The organism is Pseudomonas sp. M5A4_2d (assembly GCF_053345295.1).
Genome location: NZ_JBKEZW010000004.1, coordinates 289,410 through 308,487, shown reverse-complemented (window position 1 = coordinate 308,487; position 19,078 = coordinate 289,410). Strand labels below are relative to the sequence as shown.

14 protein-coding genes are annotated in these 19,078 nt (G+C 60.5%); 5 read left to right on the top strand and 9 right to left on the bottom strand.

Going from position 1 to position 19,078, the window contains the following annotated elements:
• Positions 1-12 precede the first annotated feature (12 nt).
• From ACLBW8_RS14555 to ACLBW8_RS14540, 4 genes are all read right to left on the bottom strand, one after another.
• Entirely contained in the window at positions 13-249 is a 237-nt protein-coding gene (locus ACLBW8_RS14555) for a DUF1653 domain-containing protein (RefSeq protein ID WP_064451384.1), read from the bottom strand.
• Positions 250-346: 97 nt separating this feature from the next.
• Complete coding sequence (gene fadA, locus ACLBW8_RS14550; RefSeq protein WP_053255037.1) at positions 347-1,522, bottom strand: acetyl-CoA C-acyltransferase FadA; 1,176 nt, start codon at positions 1,520-1,522, stop codon at positions 347-349.
• Positions 1,523-1,551: 29 nt separating this feature from the next.
• Positions 1,552-3,699 carry a fatty acid oxidation complex subunit alpha FadB gene (fadB, locus tag ACLBW8_RS14545; RefSeq protein WP_447805641.1) on the bottom strand — a complete coding sequence of 716 codons (2,148 nt, stop codon included), beginning with the start codon at positions 3,697-3,699 and terminating at the stop codon, positions 1,552-1,554.
• 510 nt (positions 3,700-4,209) lie between these two features.
• Positions 4,210-4,647 (bottom strand): hypothetical protein, encoded by a 438-nt coding sequence (locus ACLBW8_RS14540; protein ID WP_064451382.1) that lies wholly within the window; start codon positions 4,645-4,647, stop codon positions 4,210-4,212.
• 105 nt (positions 4,648-4,752) lie between these two features.
• Between ACLBW8_RS14540 and ACLBW8_RS14535 the strand changes: the two genes are divergently transcribed.
• Positions 4,753-5,193 (top strand): universal stress protein, encoded by a 441-nt coding sequence (locus ACLBW8_RS14535; protein WP_447805640.1) that lies wholly within the window; start codon positions 4,753-4,755, stop codon positions 5,191-5,193.
• Between the two features lie 185 nt (positions 5,194-5,378).
• Here ACLBW8_RS14535 and ACLBW8_RS14530 read toward each other — a convergent pair whose 3' ends face one another.
• Positions 5,379-7,298, bottom strand: coding sequence for an ATP-binding cassette domain-containing protein (locus tag ACLBW8_RS14530; RefSeq protein ID WP_447805639.1), 1,920 nt, complete (start codon positions 7,296-7,298; stop codon positions 5,379-5,381).
• Positions 7,299-7,511: 213 nt separating this feature from the next.
• On the opposite strand from ACLBW8_RS14530, the gene ACLBW8_RS14525 reads away from it, so the two are divergent.
• Positions 7,512-9,440 carry a transglycosylase SLT domain-containing protein gene (locus tag ACLBW8_RS14525; protein WP_064451380.1) on the top strand — a complete coding sequence of 643 codons (1,929 nt, stop codon included), beginning with the start codon at positions 7,512-7,514 and terminating at the stop codon, positions 9,438-9,440.
• 86 nt (positions 9,441-9,526) lie between these two features.
• On the opposite strand, the gene ACLBW8_RS14520 is transcribed toward ACLBW8_RS14525, so the two are convergent.
• Entirely contained in the window at positions 9,527-11,311 is a 1,785-nt protein-coding gene (locus ACLBW8_RS14520) for an ABC transporter transmembrane domain-containing protein (protein ID WP_447805638.1), read from the bottom strand.
• 246 nt (positions 11,312-11,557) lie between these two features.
• On the opposite strand from ACLBW8_RS14520, the gene ACLBW8_RS14515 reads away from it, so the two are divergent.
• Entirely contained in the window at positions 11,558-11,731 is a 174-nt protein-coding gene (locus ACLBW8_RS14515; protein ID WP_053255030.1) for a PA1571 family protein, read from the top strand.
• A gap of 53 nt (positions 11,732-11,784) precedes the next feature.
• Here ACLBW8_RS14515 and pdxB read toward each other — a convergent pair whose 3' ends face one another.
• On the bottom strand, positions 11,785-12,927 hold the full coding sequence (pdxB, locus tag ACLBW8_RS14510; RefSeq protein ID WP_064451377.1) for a 4-phosphoerythronate dehydrogenase PdxB: 1,143 nt from the start codon (positions 12,925-12,927) through the stop codon (positions 11,785-11,787).
• A gap of 284 nt (positions 12,928-13,211) precedes the next feature.
• On the opposite strand from pdxB, the gene ACLBW8_RS14505 reads away from it, so the two are divergent.
• A complete protein-coding gene (locus tag ACLBW8_RS14505) occupies positions 13,212-14,594 on the top strand; it encodes an MATE family efflux transporter (protein ID WP_447805637.1) in 1,383 nt (460 codons plus the stop codon).
• Here ACLBW8_RS14505 and tusA read toward each other — a convergent pair.
• Both tusA and rlmM read right to left on the bottom strand, forming a co-directional pair.
• Complete coding sequence (tusA, locus tag ACLBW8_RS14500; protein ID WP_447805636.1) at positions 14,591-14,842, bottom strand: sulfurtransferase TusA; 252 nt, start codon at positions 14,840-14,842, stop codon at positions 14,591-14,593. The genes ACLBW8_RS14505 and tusA overlap by 4 nt on opposite strands.
• Positions 14,843-14,987: 145 nt before the next feature.
• Complete coding sequence (gene rlmM, locus ACLBW8_RS14495; RefSeq protein ID WP_447805635.1) at positions 14,988-16,064, bottom strand: 23S rRNA (cytidine(2498)-2'-O)-methyltransferase RlmM; 1,077 nt, start codon at positions 16,062-16,064, stop codon at positions 14,988-14,990.
• Positions 16,065-16,260: 196 nt separating this feature from the next.
• Here rlmM and acnA point away from each other — a divergent pair, with 196 nt between their 5' ends.
• Positions 16,261-19,002 carry an aconitate hydratase AcnA gene (gene acnA / locus ACLBW8_RS14490; RefSeq protein ID WP_447805634.1) on the top strand — a complete coding sequence of 914 codons (2,742 nt, stop codon included), beginning with the start codon at positions 16,261-16,263 and terminating at the stop codon, positions 19,000-19,002.
• Positions 19,003-19,078: the final 76 nt, after the last annotated feature.

Genomic DNA, 19,078 nt, shown 5'->3' with positions numbered 1-19,078 from the left:
CGGGACCTGCCGTTATTGCCTTGAAAAAAGACTGGGTTCGGCCTGGACCAAAGCAAAGCGCGGGACCTGCTCGCCGTCAACTTCGACGGTCTCCAGGAACATGCTCAAAGGGCGCACCCAAAAGCCGTAATCGCCATACAGTGCTTGGTAAAACACGACTTCTTCTTCGGTCTCGGAGTGCCGCGCCACGTTAAAAACGCGGTACTGCGGCCCCTTATAATGTTGGTAGAGCCCGGGTTCGACTTTCATGCTCTGGCCCTCTTACAAAATTTGTTGAAAAAAAATATTAAAAATTCCAAAAAACAAAAACCGGGGCACTGGGCCCCGGCTTCCGTCAACTCAACGCTTAGAGGCGTTCGAAGACGGTGGAAATGCCTTGGCCGAGGCCAATGCACATGGTTGCAACCCCAAGGTTGCCGCCATTTTGCTTCATCACGTTAAGCAAAGTGCCGGAGATACGAGCACCGGAGCAACCGAATGGGTGGCCCAGGGCAATCGCACCGCCGTGCAGGTTAACCTTCTCGTTCATCTTGTCGAGCACTTTCAAATCTTTCAGCACTGGCAGGGCCTGTGCGGCGAAAGCTTCGTTGAGCTCGAAGAAGTCGATATCGGAGATGGTCAGGCCCGCGCGCTTCAAGGCTTTTTGTGTGGCCGGTACTGGACCATAGCCCATGATTGCCGGGTCCACACCCGCAACGGCCATCGAACGAATCACGGCCATCGGCTGAATACCCAAGTCCTGGGCACGCTGCGCCGACATCACGATCATGCATGAGGCACCGTCGGTGATTTGCGACGAACTACCGGCAGTCACGGTGCCGCCCTTTGGATTGAAGGCAGGCTTGAGGGCCGCCAGGCTTTCCAGGGTGGTATCCGGACGAATGGTTTCGTCGTAATCGAACAGTTTCAGGAAGCCGTTCTCGTCGTAGCCGTTCATCGGGATGATTTCATCCTTGAACTTGCCTTCCACGGTCGCCTTCTGGGCGAGTTGGTGGGAACGCAGGGCGAACGCGTCCTGGGCTTCACGGGTAATGCCGTGCATTTTGCCGAGCATTTCTGCGGTGAGGCCCATCATGCCCGACGCTTTTGCCGCGTACAGCGACATGTGCGGGTTAGGGTCGACGCCGTGCATCATGCTGACGTGGCCCATGTGCTCCACGCCGCCGACGACGAACACATCACCGTTACCGGTCATGATCGCTTGCGCAGCGGTGTGCAGCGCGCTCATCGACGAACCGCACAGGCGGCTTACAGTCTGACCGGCCGCCGTGTGCGGGATCTGCGTCATCAAGGAGGCCATGCGCGCGATGTTCCAGCCCTGCTCCAGGGTCTGGTTGACGCAGCCCCAGATCACGTCTTCGACTTCGTTCGGGTCGACCTTGACGTTGCGTTCCAGCAACTTGCTGATCAGGTGCGCCGACATGTCTTCGGCACGGGTGTTGCGGTGCATGCCGCCCTTGGAGCGGCCCATTGGCGTGCGACCGAAGTCGACAATCACCACGTCTCTTGGATTCAAGCTCATAAATATTCTCGCTCTAGTCGTCTGGGCGCTTAACCGAAGAAGCTCTGGCCATTTTTGGCCATCTCACGCAGCTTCGCGGTCGGGTGGTACAGCGGGCCCAAATCAGCGTATTTGTCAGCCAGGGCAACGAACTCGGCCAGACCGATCGAGTCGATGTAACGCAGCGCACCACCACGGAATGGAGGGAAGCCAATACCGTACACCAGGCCCATATCGGCTTCGGCGGCGGTTTCAACGATGCCGTCTTCCAGGCAACGCACGGTTTCCAGGCACAGGGCGATCATCATCCAGTTGATGATGTCCTCGTCGGACACCTCACGCTGTTCGTAGATAACCGGCGCGAGCACTTCGTGAACCGATGGGTCGGCCACTTTCTTCTGCTTGCCCTTCTTGTCGGCCTCGTAAGCGTAGAAGCCTTTGCCGTTCTTCTGGCCCAGGCGCTTGGCTTCGTAGAGCGCGTCGATCGCCGAACGGCGGTCGTCTTTCATGCGGTCCGGGAAGCCTTCAGCCATTACGTCGCGACCGTGGTGGCCGGTGTCGATGCCGACCACGTCCATCAGGTACGCCGGGCCCATTGGCCAGCCGAATTTTTCCATGACCTTGTCGATGCGCACAAAGTCCACACCAGCACTGACCAGCTTGGCGAAACCGCCGAAGTACGGGAACAGCACGCGGTTGACCAGGAAGCCCGGGCAGTCGTTGACCACGATCGGGTTCTTGCCCATTTTCTTGGCATAGGCAACGGTGGTGGCAACCGCCAGTTCGCTGGACTTCTCGCCACGGATCACTTCCACCAGCGGCATCATGTGCACCGGGTTGAAGAAGTGCATGCCGACGAAGTTTTCCGGACGCTTGAGGGCCTTGGCCAGCAAGCTGATGGAAATCGTCGAGGTGTTCGAGGCCAGGATGGTGTCGTCTTTAACCTGGGCTTCCACTTCAGCCAGTACAGCCTGCTTGACCTTAGGGTTCTCGACTACCGCTTCGACCACCAGGTCGACGTGACCGAAATCGCCGTAGGACAGCGTAGGACGAATACCGTTAAGCACTTCAGCCATTTTCGCAGCCGTCATACGGCCTTTATCAACGCGGCCTACCAGCAGCTTGGCGGCTTCCGCCAGGCCTTGCTCGATACCGTGCTCGTTGATGTCTTTCATCAGGATCGGCGTGCCTTTGGACGCCGACTGATAGGCGATACCGCCGCCCATGATACCGGCGCCGAGTACGGCAGCCTGTTTCACGTCTTTGGCGATTTCGTCGTAGGCCTTGGCCTTTTTCTTCAGCTCCTGATCGTTCAGGAACAGGCCGATCAGGCTCTGGGCCGCCGAGGTTTTCGCCAGTTTGACGAACCCTGCCGCTTCCACTTCCAGGGCTTTGTCGCGACCGAAGTTCGCAGCCTTCTGGATGGTCTTGATCGCTTCAACCGGCGCCGGGTAGTTCGGGCCGGCCTGGCCAGCCACGAAACCTTTGGCGGTTTCGAACGACATCATTTGTTCGATGGCGTTGAGCTTGAGTTTTTCCAGTTTCGGCTGACGCTTGGCCTTGTAGTCAAATTCGCCGCTGATGGCGCCTTTGATCAGGTTCAGTGCGGCTTCGGCCAGTTTGTCCGGAGCAACCACAGCATCGACGGCACCGACTTTCAGCGCGTCTTCAGCACGGTTTTCCTTGCCGGAGGCAATCCACTCGATGGCGTTGTCGGCACCGATGATGCGCGGCAGGCGGACGGTGCCGCCAAAACCTGGGTAGATGCCCAGTTTGACTTCAGGCAAGCCGATTTTGGCGGTGGCCGACATGACGCGGAAGTCTGCGGCCAGACACATTTCCAGGCCGCCGCCCAACGCGATGCCATTGATCGCGGCAACGGTCGGCACGTTGAGGTCTTCAAAATCGCTGAAAATCTTGTTGGCTTCGAGGTTGCCAGCCACCAGCTCGGCATCGGGCAGCTTGAAGTTGTCTACGAATTCGGTGATGTCAGCGCCGACGATAAACACGTCCTTGCCGCTGGAGACGATCACGCCCTTGACCGAAGCATCTGCTTTGATGGTGTCTACGGCCTGACGCAGTTCGTTCAGGGTTAGACGGTTGAACTTGTTGACGGACTCACCCTTGAGGTCGAATTTCAATTCGACGATGCCACTTTCAAGAGCCTTAACCGTGATGGCTTTACCTTCGTAAATCATCAACTGATCTCCACGATATGGAAGCTGAACAGTACACATTGGACGCTGGCCTATGGTTGGACATTGATGATGACGTCAATGCTCACGCCAATCCGCCAGGCACACCCGCCAATGCGATAGTCGGGGTTATGTATGAGCCGTCTGACAGACAAACGCTCAATTCATACGCCCGTTTGATTTGGGTACGCCACCTTCATCCAATTCCGAGCAATTGTCAATCGCTCGAAAGGCTAGGAAAAACGCGACTTTCCAGTCATTTCAGAACCCCACCCCCAAGCCTACGCCTAGCCGATACTCAACTATTCACGAGATCAATAATGGAAAAGATGTGGGAAAAGACTGTAAAGAACGGGATATGCCGCTAGGCTTGCGACAACCGTAACGCGCCTGGATGAACATCCGACGCATGAACACAGATTTACCGGCCTGCCTGGCCAACTCCAGCCCGATGATGATGTCGGGCTTTTTATTGCCCGCCTTTCTGTCAGGGCGAGCTTGCTTCGGACGGCGTTACGCCAAGGCTTTAAGCAACGTATCAATGTCCTTCAACACACTTGCCTCGCCCTTCTCGCCCCAATACAGGGCGATCATTTGCTTGTCGGCTTCGACCTTGTAGACGTTGGCCGGCAACGTCGCAAAATGCGGCAACAACTTTTCATCGACGCACACTTCGCGCCATTGATTGACCCAAACCCCTGGCTCCATCTGCCAATAACTCCAGATCGCCGGCGCACTGCCGCGCCGTGGCCGGCAGTACTGCGCGCAAGGGCTCGGCGGCTCCTGCTTGAGCCAATATGGCCACTCTTGAGGTGCCAACTGCATGGCCAGACCCATGCGGCGTGCCTCCATCCGCAGGGCCATCCGCCCGCTCTGATGACGCGACGGGCGCAGCCATGCCAGAGGGCTCAGAACCACCAGAAGGATTGACACCACTATCCAGACCGTCATATGTGTACTCCCGAATTTCTAGATGAGCGGATTTGTGCTGATACAACCCCATCCGCTTGAAAGCAGCCATACTGAACTTATTGCAGTCCCCTGGAGGAACGCCCCATGTCCTACGAACATATTCTGGTCGCTGTAGATCTGACCGAAGAGTGCGATCCAGTGATCAAGCGCGCCCGCGCCTTCGCCGTCGCCAGCGGCGCAAAACTCTCGCTGGTGCACATCGTCGAGCCCATGGCCATGGCCTTTGGTGGCGACGTCCCCATGGACCTTTCCCAGTTGCAGCAACAACAGTTCGACCAGGCCAAAGAGCGCCTTGACCGACTGATCCTCAAATACCCGGAAGTGACCAAGGAAAATTCCCACCTCACTTACGGCCAGCCGCGCCAGGAAATCCACCACCTGGCCAAGGAACAGGGCTGCGACCTGATTGTGGTCGGCAGCCATGGCCGCCACGGCCTGGCGTTGCTGCTGGGCTCTACCGCGAATGATGTGCTGCACGGCGCGCCGTGTGATGTGCTGGCGGTGAAGCTGGTAAAAAGCGCTTAAGAACGACGCTAACCAATTGTGGGAGCGGGCTTGCTCGCGAAAGCAGTCTGTCAGTTGACGCATCTGGCGACTGATGTACCGCTTTCGCGAGCAAGCCCGCTCCCACATTTCTAATCGCATTCCATATAAAAAGCCCGGCGTTCATACAGATGGGCGCCGGGCTTTTTTTAATGCGCTTGAATCACTCAGGCATCCAGCTCAGCCCAACGCTCAACCAGCACTTCCAACTCCTGGTTCAACGTCTCCAGGGAAGCAATGACCTTGGCAGTTTCCGCCGCCGGACGCAGGTAGAAACCTGCGTCGGCCATTTCTGCTTCTACCGCAGCAATCTGCTGCTCCTTGGCGTCAATGTCACCCGGCAAGGCTTCCAGTTCGCGTTGCAGCTTGTAGCTGAGTTTCTTCTTGGCCGCCGGCGCAGCTTCCTGGGCCGGTGCATCTGCGGCCACCGGGACTACAACGGCGGAGGTCAGGTCGGCTTTGCCGGACTTGCTCTCGGTTACGCCCAGCAGGCGCGGCGAACCGCCCTGACGCAGCCAGTCCTGATAACCACCAACGTATTCGCGCACCTTGCCTTCACCTTCGAAGACCAGGGTGCTGGTGACCACGTTGTCGAGGAATGCCCGGTCGTGGCTGACCATCAGCACGGTGCCGTTGAAAGTCAGCAGGACCTCTTCCAGCAGCTCGAGGGTTTCCACGTCGAGGTCGTTGGTCGGTTCGTCGAGCACCAACAGGTTGGCAGGCTTGCTGAACAGCTTGGCCAGCAGCAGGCGCGCACGCTCACCACCGGACAAGGCTTTCACCGGCGTACGTGCACGCTGCGGGCTGAACAGGAAGTCGCCCAGGTAACTCAGCACGTGGCGGCTCTGGCCGTCGATGTCGATAAAGTCGCGGCCTTCGGCGACGTTGTCGATCACGGTTTTTTCCAGGTCCAACTGATGGCGCAACTGGTCGAAGTAGGCCACGTCGATCTTGGTGCCTTCCTCGACCGTGCCGCTGGTCGGCTGCAGGCCATTGAGCATCAGCTTGAGCAAAGTGGTCTTGCCGGTACCGTTGGCGCCCAGCAGGCCGATACGGTCACCGCGCTGCAGGACCATGGAGAAGTCCTTGATCAGGAACGGGCCATCCGGGTGATGGAAGCTGACGTTCTCCAGCACCATAACCTGCTTGCCCGACTTGTCGGCGGTGTCGAGCTGAATATTCGCCTTGCCAGTGCGTTCGCGACGCTCGCTACGCTCATTGCGCAGAGCCTTGAGGGCACGTACGCGACCTTCGTTACGGGTGCGACGGGCCTTGATGCCCTGGCGGATCCAGACTTCTTCCTGAGCCAGCTTTTTGTCGAAGAGTGCGTTGGCGGTTTCTTCAGCGGACAGCGCAGCTTCTTTGTGCACCAGGAAACTGGCGTAGTCGCCGTTCCAGTCGATCAGGCCGCCACGGTCCAGTTCAAGGATGCGCGTTGCCAGGCTCTGCAGGAAGGCACGGTCGTGCGTGATAAACAGCACGGCGCCCTGGAAGTCCTTGATGGCTTCTTCCAGCCAGGCGATTGCGCCAATGTCCAGGTGGTTGGTGGGTTCGTCGAGCAGCAGCAGGTCCGGCTCGGACACCAATGCCTGGGCCAGCAGCACGCGACGACGCCAGCCACCGGACAATTCGGCGAGGGTCTTGTCGGCCGGCAGTTGCAGGCGGCTCAAGGTGCTGTCGACGAGTTGCTGCAAGCGCCAGCCATCACGGGCTTCGAGGTCTTGCTGGACGTGCATCAGCTTGTCCAGGTCCTCTTCGGTGACGCAGTTCTGCGCCAGGTGATGGTATTGCGCGAGCAGTTCGCCAACGCCGTCGAGGCCTTCGGCAACCACGTCGAACACTGTCCGTCCGTCGGCCACCGGCAATTCTTGCGGCAATTCGCCGATCTTGAGGCCCGGGGCGCGCCAAACAGAGCCGTCATCGGGCTTCTGGTCGCCTTTTACCAGCTTCATCATGCTGGATTTGCCGGTGCCGTTGCGGCCGATGATGCACACCCGCTCACCACGGGCGATCTGCCAGGACACCTTGTCCAACAACGGCATAGCGCCGAAAGCAAGGGACACATCGCTGAATTTGAGCAGGGTCATACGCTTCTCCAAAAACTGGGCGCGCATTCTACCTGACTTGAGGGTGGGATGCGGCCGGCATTTTCGCTATCGACACGTTCTGAAGGACATTTACAACCAACTTGAACCAACCGGCCGGCAAAGCTTTCGCCGGTCGCTGGCAAAAGGCTAAGCTAGGGGCAATCAGTGTCGGCGGTGCCGGTGCTAGTCGTGATTTCTTTGCACGGACGTCTCATGCGCAGTCGCCTTTTCAACTTTTTATCTTGTCTGCTTCTTTCCGCCACCGCCGTTCAATCCGCCCAGGCCGTGGACCTCACCACCCAACGTCAATATTACGATGAAGCCAAACGCGCCCTCGCCAAAGGCGACAGCGGCCCGTACATGCAATACAGCCAGGCCCTGGCCGACTACCCGCTCACGCCGTACCTGGCCTATGACGAACTGACCGCCCGCCTGAAAACCGCGAGCAACGAGGAAATCGAACAGTTCCTCGCCAAAAACGGCGACCTGCCCCAGGCCAACTGGATGAAGCTGCGCTGGTTGCGCTGGCTGGCCGACCGTGGCGACTGGCAGACGTTTGAAAAGTACTACGACGCCAAGCTTAATTTCGTCGAACTGGACTGCCTGCATGGCCAGTACCAACTCACCCACAATCTGAAAGCCGAAGGCTACAAGACCACCGAAAAACTCTGGCTGACCGGCAAATCCCAACCCGCCGCCTGTGATGCCACCTTCGGCCAGTGGGCCGCCGATGGCCAACTCACCGAACAGAAAATCTGGGACCGCGCCAAGCTTGCCGCCGAAGCCCGCAACTACGCGCTGGCCAATAGCCTGGTGAAAACCCTGCCGACCCTCGGTGCCCAAGGCCGCCTGATGGTGGACGTAGCGCAAAAGCCCGACATGCTCGGTGACCCGTCACGCTTCCTGCCGGCCAACGAAGCCATGTCTGACGCCGTAGGCCTGGGCCTGCGCCGCCTGGCACGCCAGGACCCGGACAAGGCGATGGCCCTGCTCGACGGTTACGCCAGCAGCATGCACTTCTCCCGTGACGAAAAAGTGTCGATCGCCCGCGAAATCGGCCTGACCCTGGCCCGCCGCTACGATCCGCGCGCCCTGGACGTGATGACCAAATACGACCCAGAGCTGCGTGACAACACCGTTTCCGAATGGCGCCTGCGTCTGCTATTGCGCCTGGCCCGCTGGGAAGATGCCTACCAGCTCACCCGCAAACTCCCACAAGACCTGGCCACCACCAATCGCTGGCGTTACTGGCAAGCGCGCAGTCTTGAACTGGCCGAGCCGAAAAACCCGCAACCGTTGGTGCTGTACAAAAACCTCGCGCAGGAACGTGATTTCTACGGTTTCCTCGCCGCTGACCGTTCCAAAGCGCCGTATCAACTGAAAAACAAACCGTTGGTGATGAGCCAGGCACTGGTCAATAAGGTCCGCAACACCCCGGGTGTGCGCCGTGCGCTGGAGTTCTATGCACGTGGCCAAATCGTTGACGGCCGCCGCGAGTGGTACCACGTCAGCCGCCACTTCAACCGCGATGAAATGGTCGCCCAGGCCAAGTTGGCCTATGACATGAAGTGGTACTTCCCGGCGATCCGCACCATCAGCCAGGCGCAGTATTGGGACGACCTGGATATCCGCTTCCCAATGGCCCACCGCGACACCCTGGTGCGCGAAGCCAAGGTACGTGGCCTGCATTCCAGCTGGGTATTTGCCATTACTCGCCAGGAAAGCGCCTTCATGGATGACGCCCGCTCCGGCGTCGGCGCCAGCGGCCTGATGCAACTGATGCCCGGCACCGCCAAGGAAACCGCACGCAAGTTCAGCATCCCGCTCGCCTCCCCGGCCCAGGTGCTGGACCCGGACAAAAACATCCAGCTCGGCGCCGCCTACCTGAGCCAGGTGCACAGCCAGTTCAACGGTAACCGCGTACTCGCTTCCGCCGCCTATAACGCTGGCCCCGGTCGCGTGCGCCAATGGCTGCGTGGTGCCGATCACCTGAGTTTCGACGTGTGGGTGGAAAGCATCCCGTTCGACGAAACCCGCCAGTATGTGCAGAACGTGCTGTCTTATTCGGTGATCTACGGGCAGAAGCTCAACTCGCCACAGCCGTTGGTGGATTGGCATGAGCGCTACTTTGATGATCAGTAACAAGAGCAGCTTCAAGCTGTAAGTTTGAAGCGTCAAGAGAAATGCCCGCATTGAGAGATGCGGGCATTTTTTATGGGCGGCGCTATTCAGTGTGCAGCGCTCTCCTCGACCCCATCACTGAACTGCAATGCCGCCAACCGCGCATACAGCGGATTGCTCGCAATCAACTGCTGATGCGTGCCGACCGCTACCAACTTGCCCTGGTCCATCACCGCGATCCGATCCGCGTTCTTCACCGTGGCCAATCGGTGCGCGATGACCAGGGTGGTGCGGCCCTGCATTAATTGCGGCAGCGCCTGCTGGATCAGGTGTTCGCTCTGGGCATCGAGGGCGCTGGTGGCTTCGTCCAGCAGCAGGATCGGCGCGTCTACCAGCAACGCGCGGGCGATGGCCAGGCGTTGGCGTTGGCCGCCGGAGAGGCCCATGCCGCCGTCGCCGAGGTGGGTCTGGTAGCCGTCAGGCATTTGCAGAATGAAGTCGTGGGCATGCGCGATGCGAGCGGCGGCCTCGACCTGGGCGGTGGTGGCGGACGGATTGCCGTAGCGGATGTTTTCTTCGACGCTGCCGAAAAACAGCGCCGGGCTCTGGGACACCAGCGCGAAGTGCCGGCGCAGGTCCATGGGGTCGAGTTCCGTCAGCGCGTGGCCTTCGAGCAGGATGCGGCCTTGCTGGGGGTCGTAGAAACGCAGCAGCAGGTCGAATATCGTCGACTTACCGGCGCCGGACGGGCCTACGAGGGCCAGGGTTTCGCCGGGATTGATGGTCAGGCTCAAGCCGTCGACGGCGTAGCTGTCCGGCCGCGAAGGGTAGGAAAAGCGCAGGTCTTGCAGCTCCATACGTCCGCTGACCCGTGCCGGCAACCGCACGGTGCCATCCGTGGGCGCGTGGATTTCGTTGGTCGATTGCAACAATTCACCAATCCGCTCGGCGGCCCCCGCCGCGCGCTGCAACTCGCCGAGCACTTCGCTCAAGGTGCCGACGGCGCTGCCGACGATCAAGCTGTAAAACACGAACGCCGCCAGCTCACCGCCGGAAATGCGCCCGCCGATCACGTCCATCCCGCCCACCCACAGCATCACGCCCACGGCGCCCAGCACCAGCATGATCACCAGGGTAATCAGCCAGGCACGCTGCGCGATGCGCTTGCGCGCGGTGGCAAACGCCTCTTCCACGGTGACGGCGAACCGTTGTTCGTCCTGCACCTGGTGGTTGTAGGCCTGCACGGTCTTGATTTGGCCGAGGGTCTCGGACACGTAGCTGCCGACATCGGCGATACGGTCCTGGCTCAAGCGCGACAGGCTACGCACGCGCCGACCGAAGATCAGGATCGGCGCCAGCACCAGCGGCAGCGCAATGACCACGATGCTGGTGAGCTTGGGGTTGGTGACAAACAGCAGGACGATGCCGCCGATGACCATCAAGGCGTTGCGCAGGAACAGCGACAGCGACGAGCCGATCACCGATTGCAACAAGGTGGTGTCAGTGGTCAGCCGCGACTGGATTTCCGAGCTGCGGTTGTTCTCGTAAAAGCCTGGGTGCAGGTAGATCAGGTGGTTGAAAACTTGCCGGCGGATGTCCGCCACCACTCGCTCGCCGATCCACGACACCAAATAAAACCGTGCAAACGTACCCACGGCCAGGCCCAGCACCAGGATCATGAACAGGCCGATGGACTGGTTGAGCAGGTGCGGTGACTGGGTCATGAACCCCTGATCCACCAGCAGGCGAATGCCCTGCCCCATGGACAAAGTGATGCCCGCAGTGACGATGAGTGCCAACAACGCACCCAGCGCCTGCCAGCGGTACGGCGCAATAAAGCGGCTGGCCAGTCGAATAGCACGGCGTTGACGGACGGAGAACATGGAAGGCATCACCTGCGTGAGGGAGTTAGGTTGCTACATCCCAACATTGGGGGAACTTGGGGGAATAACAATGAGTCAGGTTAATTATGCCCGCCGAGACAGATCCCTAGAGGCTTTCGGTCTAATGCCTGGCTGGAAATTTGTATCGGTTTCTGGTGGACTGGGTGTTCGAACCGGTGGCTTTGTAAGGAGTTGTAATAGCTCGGTCACGCGGGGGAATTACAGTAGGTACACAACCTGATGAGGAGACAGGCCATGACCTTGCAAAACAGCAGCGATGCCAAGATTGAAGTGATCCGCCAACCGCAGCATCTGCCTTGCTCCGTCATCGACGCCCAAGGCCGCGAAGTGCAGATTACCGAAGAGATGATCCAGCAAGCATGTCGCGAGCTGGAACAGCGATTGGTCAAGCCTGCCAAGCAAGGCTGAAGTGCCCACGCTCTTTCAAACCCGGCCTTGATGGCCGGGTTTTTTATCGGTGCTTAAATCGCTACCGCGCCCAGCGCCGACACGATGTTCGACAACTGCGCCGATTCCCCGTTAATGCGTACTTTCAAGCCGTCAATCTCACGCCGCTCCGGGTAGTGCTTGCGCAGGAGGTCGAACGCCTTGCGTTGCTCTTGCACGGTTCCGACAAGGCTGCGACGGAAATCCGCATCATCGCGGCGCGGGTCGTACACGCTGCGGCACAACGTCGCCAAGGCCCAGGCCGGATCGGTCGACGCGTTCAGGTGCACCTCGGCCAGCCACGGTGGCGGCAGCAGATCACTTAACTGAATGCTCGGTTCGTGGCCGAGGTGCGCGCAGAGTGCCTGGTAAATCTGCGCGGTACCGCGCTGCTTGCCATCGAGGCTGTAGCCAGCGATATGCGGAGTGGCCAACACGCACAGGTCGGCCAGGTCGACGTCCACTTCGGGCTCGCCTTCCCACACATCCAGCACGGCTTGCAGGTCTTCGCGCTGCAGCAGCACCTCGCGCAGGGCGGCGTTATCCACCACCGGACCACGGCTGGCGTTGATCAGCCAAGTGCCGGGCTTGAGGCGGTTGAGCCGCTCGCGGTCAAACAGGTGCCAGGTGGAACCGTTGCCGGACTTGGTCAGCGGCGTGTGCAGGCTGATCACGTCGCACTGCTCGATAATCTGCTGCAGGCTGACGTAATCACCGTCTTCGGCGATCTGGCGCGGCGGGTCACACACCAATACGTTCCAGCCCAGGCCCTTGAGTACCTGCACCAGGCGGCCGCCCACTTCACCGGCACCCACCACACCGTAGGTGCGCTGGTTGAGGTCGGCGCCTTCGATTTCGGCCAGGGTCTGCAAGCTGCCTAGCACATAGTCCACCACGCCCCGCGCATTGCAACCGGGGGCGCTGGACCAGGTGACACCGGCCTGCTTGAAGTAATCCAGGTCCAGGTGATCGGTGCCGATGGTGCAGGTGCCGACAAAGCGCACTTGCGTGCCTTCCAGCAAGGCGCGATTAACGTTGGTCACCGAGCGCACCAGCAGCACATCGGCCTGCTCGACCGTGGCGCGGTCGATGGAACGACCGGGCACCCGGCGAATTTCGCCAAACCCCTCAAAGAAGGCATCGAGCAGCGGAATATTTTCGTCGGCAACAATCAGCATGGCAGGCTCCTTTCGCGGACCAGCAGTGTACAGGGATGCGACCTGCGTTCCAGCGCAGATGCCAGGAGGGCAGTGCTTAGGTGGGAGCTGGCTTGCCTGCGATGCAGGCGACTCATTCTGTCGCTCAAAACCGAGGTGATGCCATCGCAGGCAAGCCAGCTCCCACAGGGGGTCGGCGCCAGCCGGAAGATCGCTTACAAATCGCTAACACAGGTTTTTTCCTGACCACTGCGTCAGCGCGTAGACTGCGCCGTCCTTTGCAACTCTTTTACGGACACCCGCACGTGAACACCGCTACCGCGACCCTCTCCCGCCCCGCCCGCGTCAGTCGCGAGGTGCGCAGCCTGCTGACCCTGGCCCTGCCGATCATGATCGGCCAACTCGCCACCACTGCCATGGGCTTCGTCGATGCGGTGATGGCCGGGCGCGTGAGCCCGCGAGACCTGGCAGCGGTGGCCCTGGGCAACTCGATCTGGATTCCGGTGTACCTGCTGATGACCGGCACGCTGCTGGCCACCACGCCCAAAGTCGCCCAGCGCTTCGGCGCCGGCCACCACACCGAGATTGGCCCGCTGGTGCGCCAATCCCTGTGGCTGGCGGTGGTGGTGGGCATTACTGCCCTGCTGATGCTGATCAGCGCCGAACCGATCCTGCACGCGATGAAGGTCGACCCCGAGCTGATCAAACCCTGCATGGCCTACCTGCACGGCATCGCGTCCGGCATGCCGGCCATCGCCCTGTATTACGTGTTGCGTTGCTTCAGTGATGGCATGGGCCGTACGCGCCCAAGCATGGTCATGGGCCTGTGCGGGCTGGCGTTGAACATTCCACTGAACTACGTGTTCATTTATGGCCACTTCGGTGTGCCGGCCATGGGCGGCGTGGGCTGTGGCTGGGCCACGGCCATTGTGATGTGGGTGATGATGCTCGGCCTCGCCGCTTGGACCCGCTGGGCACCGGCGTACCAGAGCAGCGAATTGTTCAAGCGTTTCGACTGGCCGCAATGGGCAGTGATCAAGCGCGTGCTGGGCATCGGCCTGCCGATCGGGATCGCGGTGTTTGCCGAATCGAGCATTTTTGCGGTGATCGCCCTGCTGATCGGCAGCCTGGGCGCCAACGTGGTGGCCGGGCACCAGATCGCGCTGAACTTCAGCTCGCTGGTGTTCATGATCCCCTATTCGCTGAGCATGGCGGTCACGGTGCGGGTCGGCCAGGCACTGGGCCGTGGCGAGCCGCGTGAAGCACGTTTTGCCGCCGGAGTCGGCATGGGCACGGCACTCACCTACGCATGCCTGTCCTGCAGCCTGATGCTGCTGTTTCGCGAACAGATTGCCACGATTTACACACCTGACCCGCGGGTGATCCACGTGGCGTCGATGCTGATCGTGTTTGCGGCGCTGTTCCAGTTCTCCGACGCGATCCAGGTCACCGCGGCCGGCGCGCTGCGTGGTTACCAGGACACACGGGTGACCATGGTGCTGACCTTGTTTGCTTACTGGGGCGTGGGGTTGCCGGTGGGTTATGCCCTGGGGCTGACCGATTGGCTGGGCGCGGCGAGTGGGCCGAGTGGCCTGTGGCAAGGGCTGATCGTGGGCTTGAGCTGCGCCGCCGCGATGCTGGTGATCCGCCTGGCACGCAGCGCGCGCCGGCGGATTCGCCTGGTTTAAGCGGACTTCTTGCGAATCCAGTACAGGTACGTACCGGCGTGTTCCTGCTGATCCACCAGCTCGTGGTCCAGGAACACACAGAACTTGGGAATATCGCGGCGGGTCGACGGGTCGGTCGCGATCACCTTGAGCAGGCCGCCAGGCGGCAAGTCGCGGATGTGCTGGTGCAGCATCATCACTGGTTCCGGGCAGTTGAGGCCGGTGGCGTCGAGCACACCGTCTACAGGCAAGTCGAGGGTTTGATTCATACATCACTCCTGAAACGGGCGCCGCTCAACAATGTGGGAGCGGGCTTGCTCGCGAAGACGCGGGCACATTCAATATAAATTTCGACTGTTATACCGCTTTCGCGAGCAAGCCCGCTCCCACATTTGAACTGTACCAGGCACACCTTCAGCGAGATTTCGGTTTCTTTGTATCTACCAGCCGACGCAGGTGACAGGTGACTTCCTCACGGTCGTGGTACAGCTGCTTGCAGCCGATTTCCACGCGAATACCACGCGCCTTGAAACCGTCTTCAATGCGCTCCAGCAAGCGTTTCACTTCGGCGTAACGCTGCTTCATCGGCAACTTCAGGTTCACCACCGCCTCGCGGCAATAGCCCTCGCCGATCCAGGTTTCCAGCAGGGCCGCGTTACGCGCCGGTTTTTCGACGATATCGCAGACCATCCAGTCTACCGGCTGCTTGGGCACGAAGGTAAAGCCGTCAGCCATCAAATGCTGCACCAGGCCGGTGTCCATCAGGCTTTCGGCCATCGGGCCGTTGTCGATGGCGGTCACCAGCATGCCGCGGTTGACCAGTTGCCAGGTCCAGCCGCCGGGGGCTGCGCCGAGGTCAACACCGGTCATGTCACCGTGCAGGCGCTCGTCCCACTGGTCGCGGGGGATGAAGTGGTGCCAGGCCTCTTCCAGTTTCAGGGTCGAACGGCTGGGCGCGTCACGCGGGAATTTCAGGCGCGGGATGCCCATGGGCCACATCGCCGAGTTGTTCGACTCGGCCAGGCCCATGAACACTTCACGGCCGCTTTTGAAGGTCAGCAGCAGGCGCGGCTTGCTCGGGTCATCCACCAGCTTGCCGGCGTTCAACAAGGCTTTGCGCAAGTGCACTTCAAACTTCTTGCAGAAGTTCGAGAGCTCCTTGCCGTCGTTGGTGTCGACCATCTCCAGCCACAGGCTGCCACACACCGGGAAGCCTTGCAGGTGGGCGAGGATCACGCTGATGCGGTCGGTTTCCGGCAGGTCGATGAACACCCCGCGCGCCCACTGCCTCGGGAAGATCAGCTCGGCAAAGCGCTGGCCGTGCATCAGGCGCTGGGCGCCGTCTTCTTCGGTGCAGACAAATTCGGCGCAGGCGCTGCCGGTCTTGGTCTTGGCATAGCCGGAAACGTTCAGGCGCGCGGCGTGTTCCGCGATCTCGGAACAGACTTCGCCTTCAAAACCCGGGCGGCAGTGCATAAAAAGGGTGTTCATCAACTCTCCTGGTGACTCAACCGGCATTGCTCTATCGCAATACCTGTCATGAAAACGCGCGCATGATAGCCGAGTTCGGAACCTTGGACTTAACGATAGAGTCCAGTTATTAGCCTGCTAATGAAAACAGGGCTAAGTTGAAAGCTCTGTTCGTCCCGTCAGGTCCGTAGCCGTGCGGACCATAAGGAGTCATGTAATGTCATCCGTTGATAGCCTGAGAACCCTTAAAACACTGGAAATAGACCGCAAGACCTACCACTACTTCAGTCTGCCCGAAGCGGCCAAGAGCCTGGGTGACCTGGACACGCTGCCGATGTCGCTCAAAGTGCTGCTGGAAAACCTGCTGCGCTGGGAAGACAACAAGACCGTCACCGGCGCCGACCTCAAGGCCATCGCTGCCTGGCTCAAAGAGCGCCAGTCCGACCGCGAAATCCAATACCGCCCCGCCCGCGTGCTGATGCAGGACTTCACCGGCGTGCCCGCCGTGGTCGACCTGGCCGCCATGCGCGCCGCCGTGGCCAAGGCAGGAGGCGACCCGCAGCGTATCAACCCGCTGTCCCCCGTGGACCTGGTGATCGACCACTCGGTAATGGTCGACAAGTTCGGCAGCAACAGCGCGTTTGAGCAGAACGTCGACATCGAAATGCAGCGCAACGGCGAACGCTACGCCTTCCTGCGCTGGGGCCAAAGCGCCTTCGACAACTTCAGCGTCGTGCCACCGGGCACCGGCATCTGCCACCAGGTCAACCTCGAATACCTCGGCCGCACCGTGTGGACCAAAGACGAAGACGGCCGCACCTACGCCTTCCCCGACACCCTCGTCGGCACCGACTCCCACACCACCATGATCAATGGCCTTGGCGTACTCGGCTGGGGCGTGGGCGGCATCGAAGCGGAAGCGGCGATGCTCGGCCAGCCAGTGTCGATGCTGATCCCGGAAGTGATCGGCTTCAAGCTCACCGGCAAACTCAAGGAAGGCATCACGGCCACCGACCTGGTGCTGACCGTCACCCAGATGCTGCGTAAAAAAGGCGTGGTGGGTAAGTTCGTCGAATTCTATGGCGATGGCTTGGCCGACTTGCCCCTGGCCGACCGCGCCACCATCGCCAACATGGCCCCCGAATACGGCGCCACCTGCGGCTTTTTCCCCGTGGATGACGTGACCCTGGACTACCTGCGCCTGTCGGGCCGCCCGGCAGAAACCGTGAAGCTGGTCGAGGCCTACACCAAGGCTCAGGGCCTGTGGCGCAATGCCGGCCAGGAGCCAGTGTTCACCGATACCCTGGCGCTGGACATGGGCAGCGTCGAAGCCAGCCTTGCCGGGCCGAAACGCCCGCAGGACCGTGTTTCGTTGCCGAATGTGGCACAAGCCTTCAGTGACTTCCTCGACCTGCAATTCAAACCCACCACCAAAGAAGAAGGCCGCCTGGAAAGTGAAGGCGGTGGCGGTGTCGCCGTGGGCAACGCCGACCTGGTGGGCGAAACTGACTACGAATACGACGGCCACACCTATCGCCTGAAAAACGGCGCAGTGGTGATTGCAGCGATTACCTCGTGCACCAACACCTCCAACCCCAGTGTGATGATGGCTGCAGGCCTGGTGGCGAAAAAGGCCGTGGAAAAAGGCCTCACCAGCAAACCGTGGGTGAAAACCTCGCTGGCGCCTGGCTCCAAAGTGGTCACCGACTATTACAAGGCGGCGGGCCTCACCCACTACCTGGACAAGCTCGGTTTCGACCTGGTCGGTTATGGCTGCACCACCTGTATCGGCAACTCCGGGCCGCTGCCCGAGCCGATCGAAAAAGCTATCCAGAAAGCCGACCTCGCGGTCGCTTCGGTGCTGTCCGGCAACCGCAACTTTGAAGGCCGCGTGCACCCGCTGGTGAAAACCAACTGGCTGGCCTCGCCGCCGCTGGTGGTCGCCTATGCATTGGCCGGCACCGTGCGTATCGATATCAGCAGCGAGCCGCTGGGCGAAGGCAAGGACGGCCAACCGGTGTACCTGAAAGACATCTGGCCAAGCAGCCAGGAAATCGCTGACGCCGTCGCCCAGGTCAGCACCGGCATGTTCCACAAGGAATACGCCGAAGTATTTGCCGGTGATGAGCAGTGGCAAGCCATTGAGGTGCCGCAGGCCGCGACTTACGTGTGGCAGAAGGATTCCACCTACATCCAGCACCCGCCGTTCTTCGACGACATTGCCGGGCCACTGCCGGTTATCAAAGACGTCACAGGCGCGAATGTGCTGGCGCTGCTGGGTGATTCGGTGACCACCGACCACATCTCCCCCGCCGGCAACATCAAGACCGACAGCCCCGCCGGCCGCTACCTGCGCGAGCAAGGTGTGGAGCCGCGTGACTTCAACTCCTACGGTTCACGCCGGGGCAACCATGAAGTGATGATGCGCGGCACGTTTGCCAATATCCGCATTCGCAACGAGATGCTCGGCGGCGAGGAAGGCGGCAACACGCTGTACATCCCCACTGGCGAGAAAATGCCCATTTACGACGCGGCCATGAAGTACCAGGCGTCGGGCACGCCGCTGGTGGTGATCGCCGGTCAGGAATACGGCACCGGCTCAAGCCGCGACTGGGCGGCCAAGGGCACCAACCTGCTGGGGGTCAAGGCGGTGATCGCCGAGAGCTTCGAGCGGATTCACCGCTCCAACCTGGTGGGCATGGGCGTGCTGCCACTGCAGTTCAAGCTGGATCAGAACCGCAAGGCGCTCAAACTCACCGGCAAGGAAAAGGTCGACATTCTCGGGCTGACCGGGGCCGAGATCGAGCCACGGATGAGCCTGACGCTGGTGATTACGCGCGAGGATGGCAGCAGCGAGAAGGTCGAGGTGCTGTGCCGGATTGATACCCTCAATGAAGTCGAGTACTTCAAGGCGGGCGGGATTCTGCACTACGTACTACGGCAGTTGATCGCGTCTTAAGCAACACTGCAAAACCAAATGTGGGAGCGGGCTTGCTCGCGAATGCGGAGTGTCAGTCGATACATTCTTGACTGAC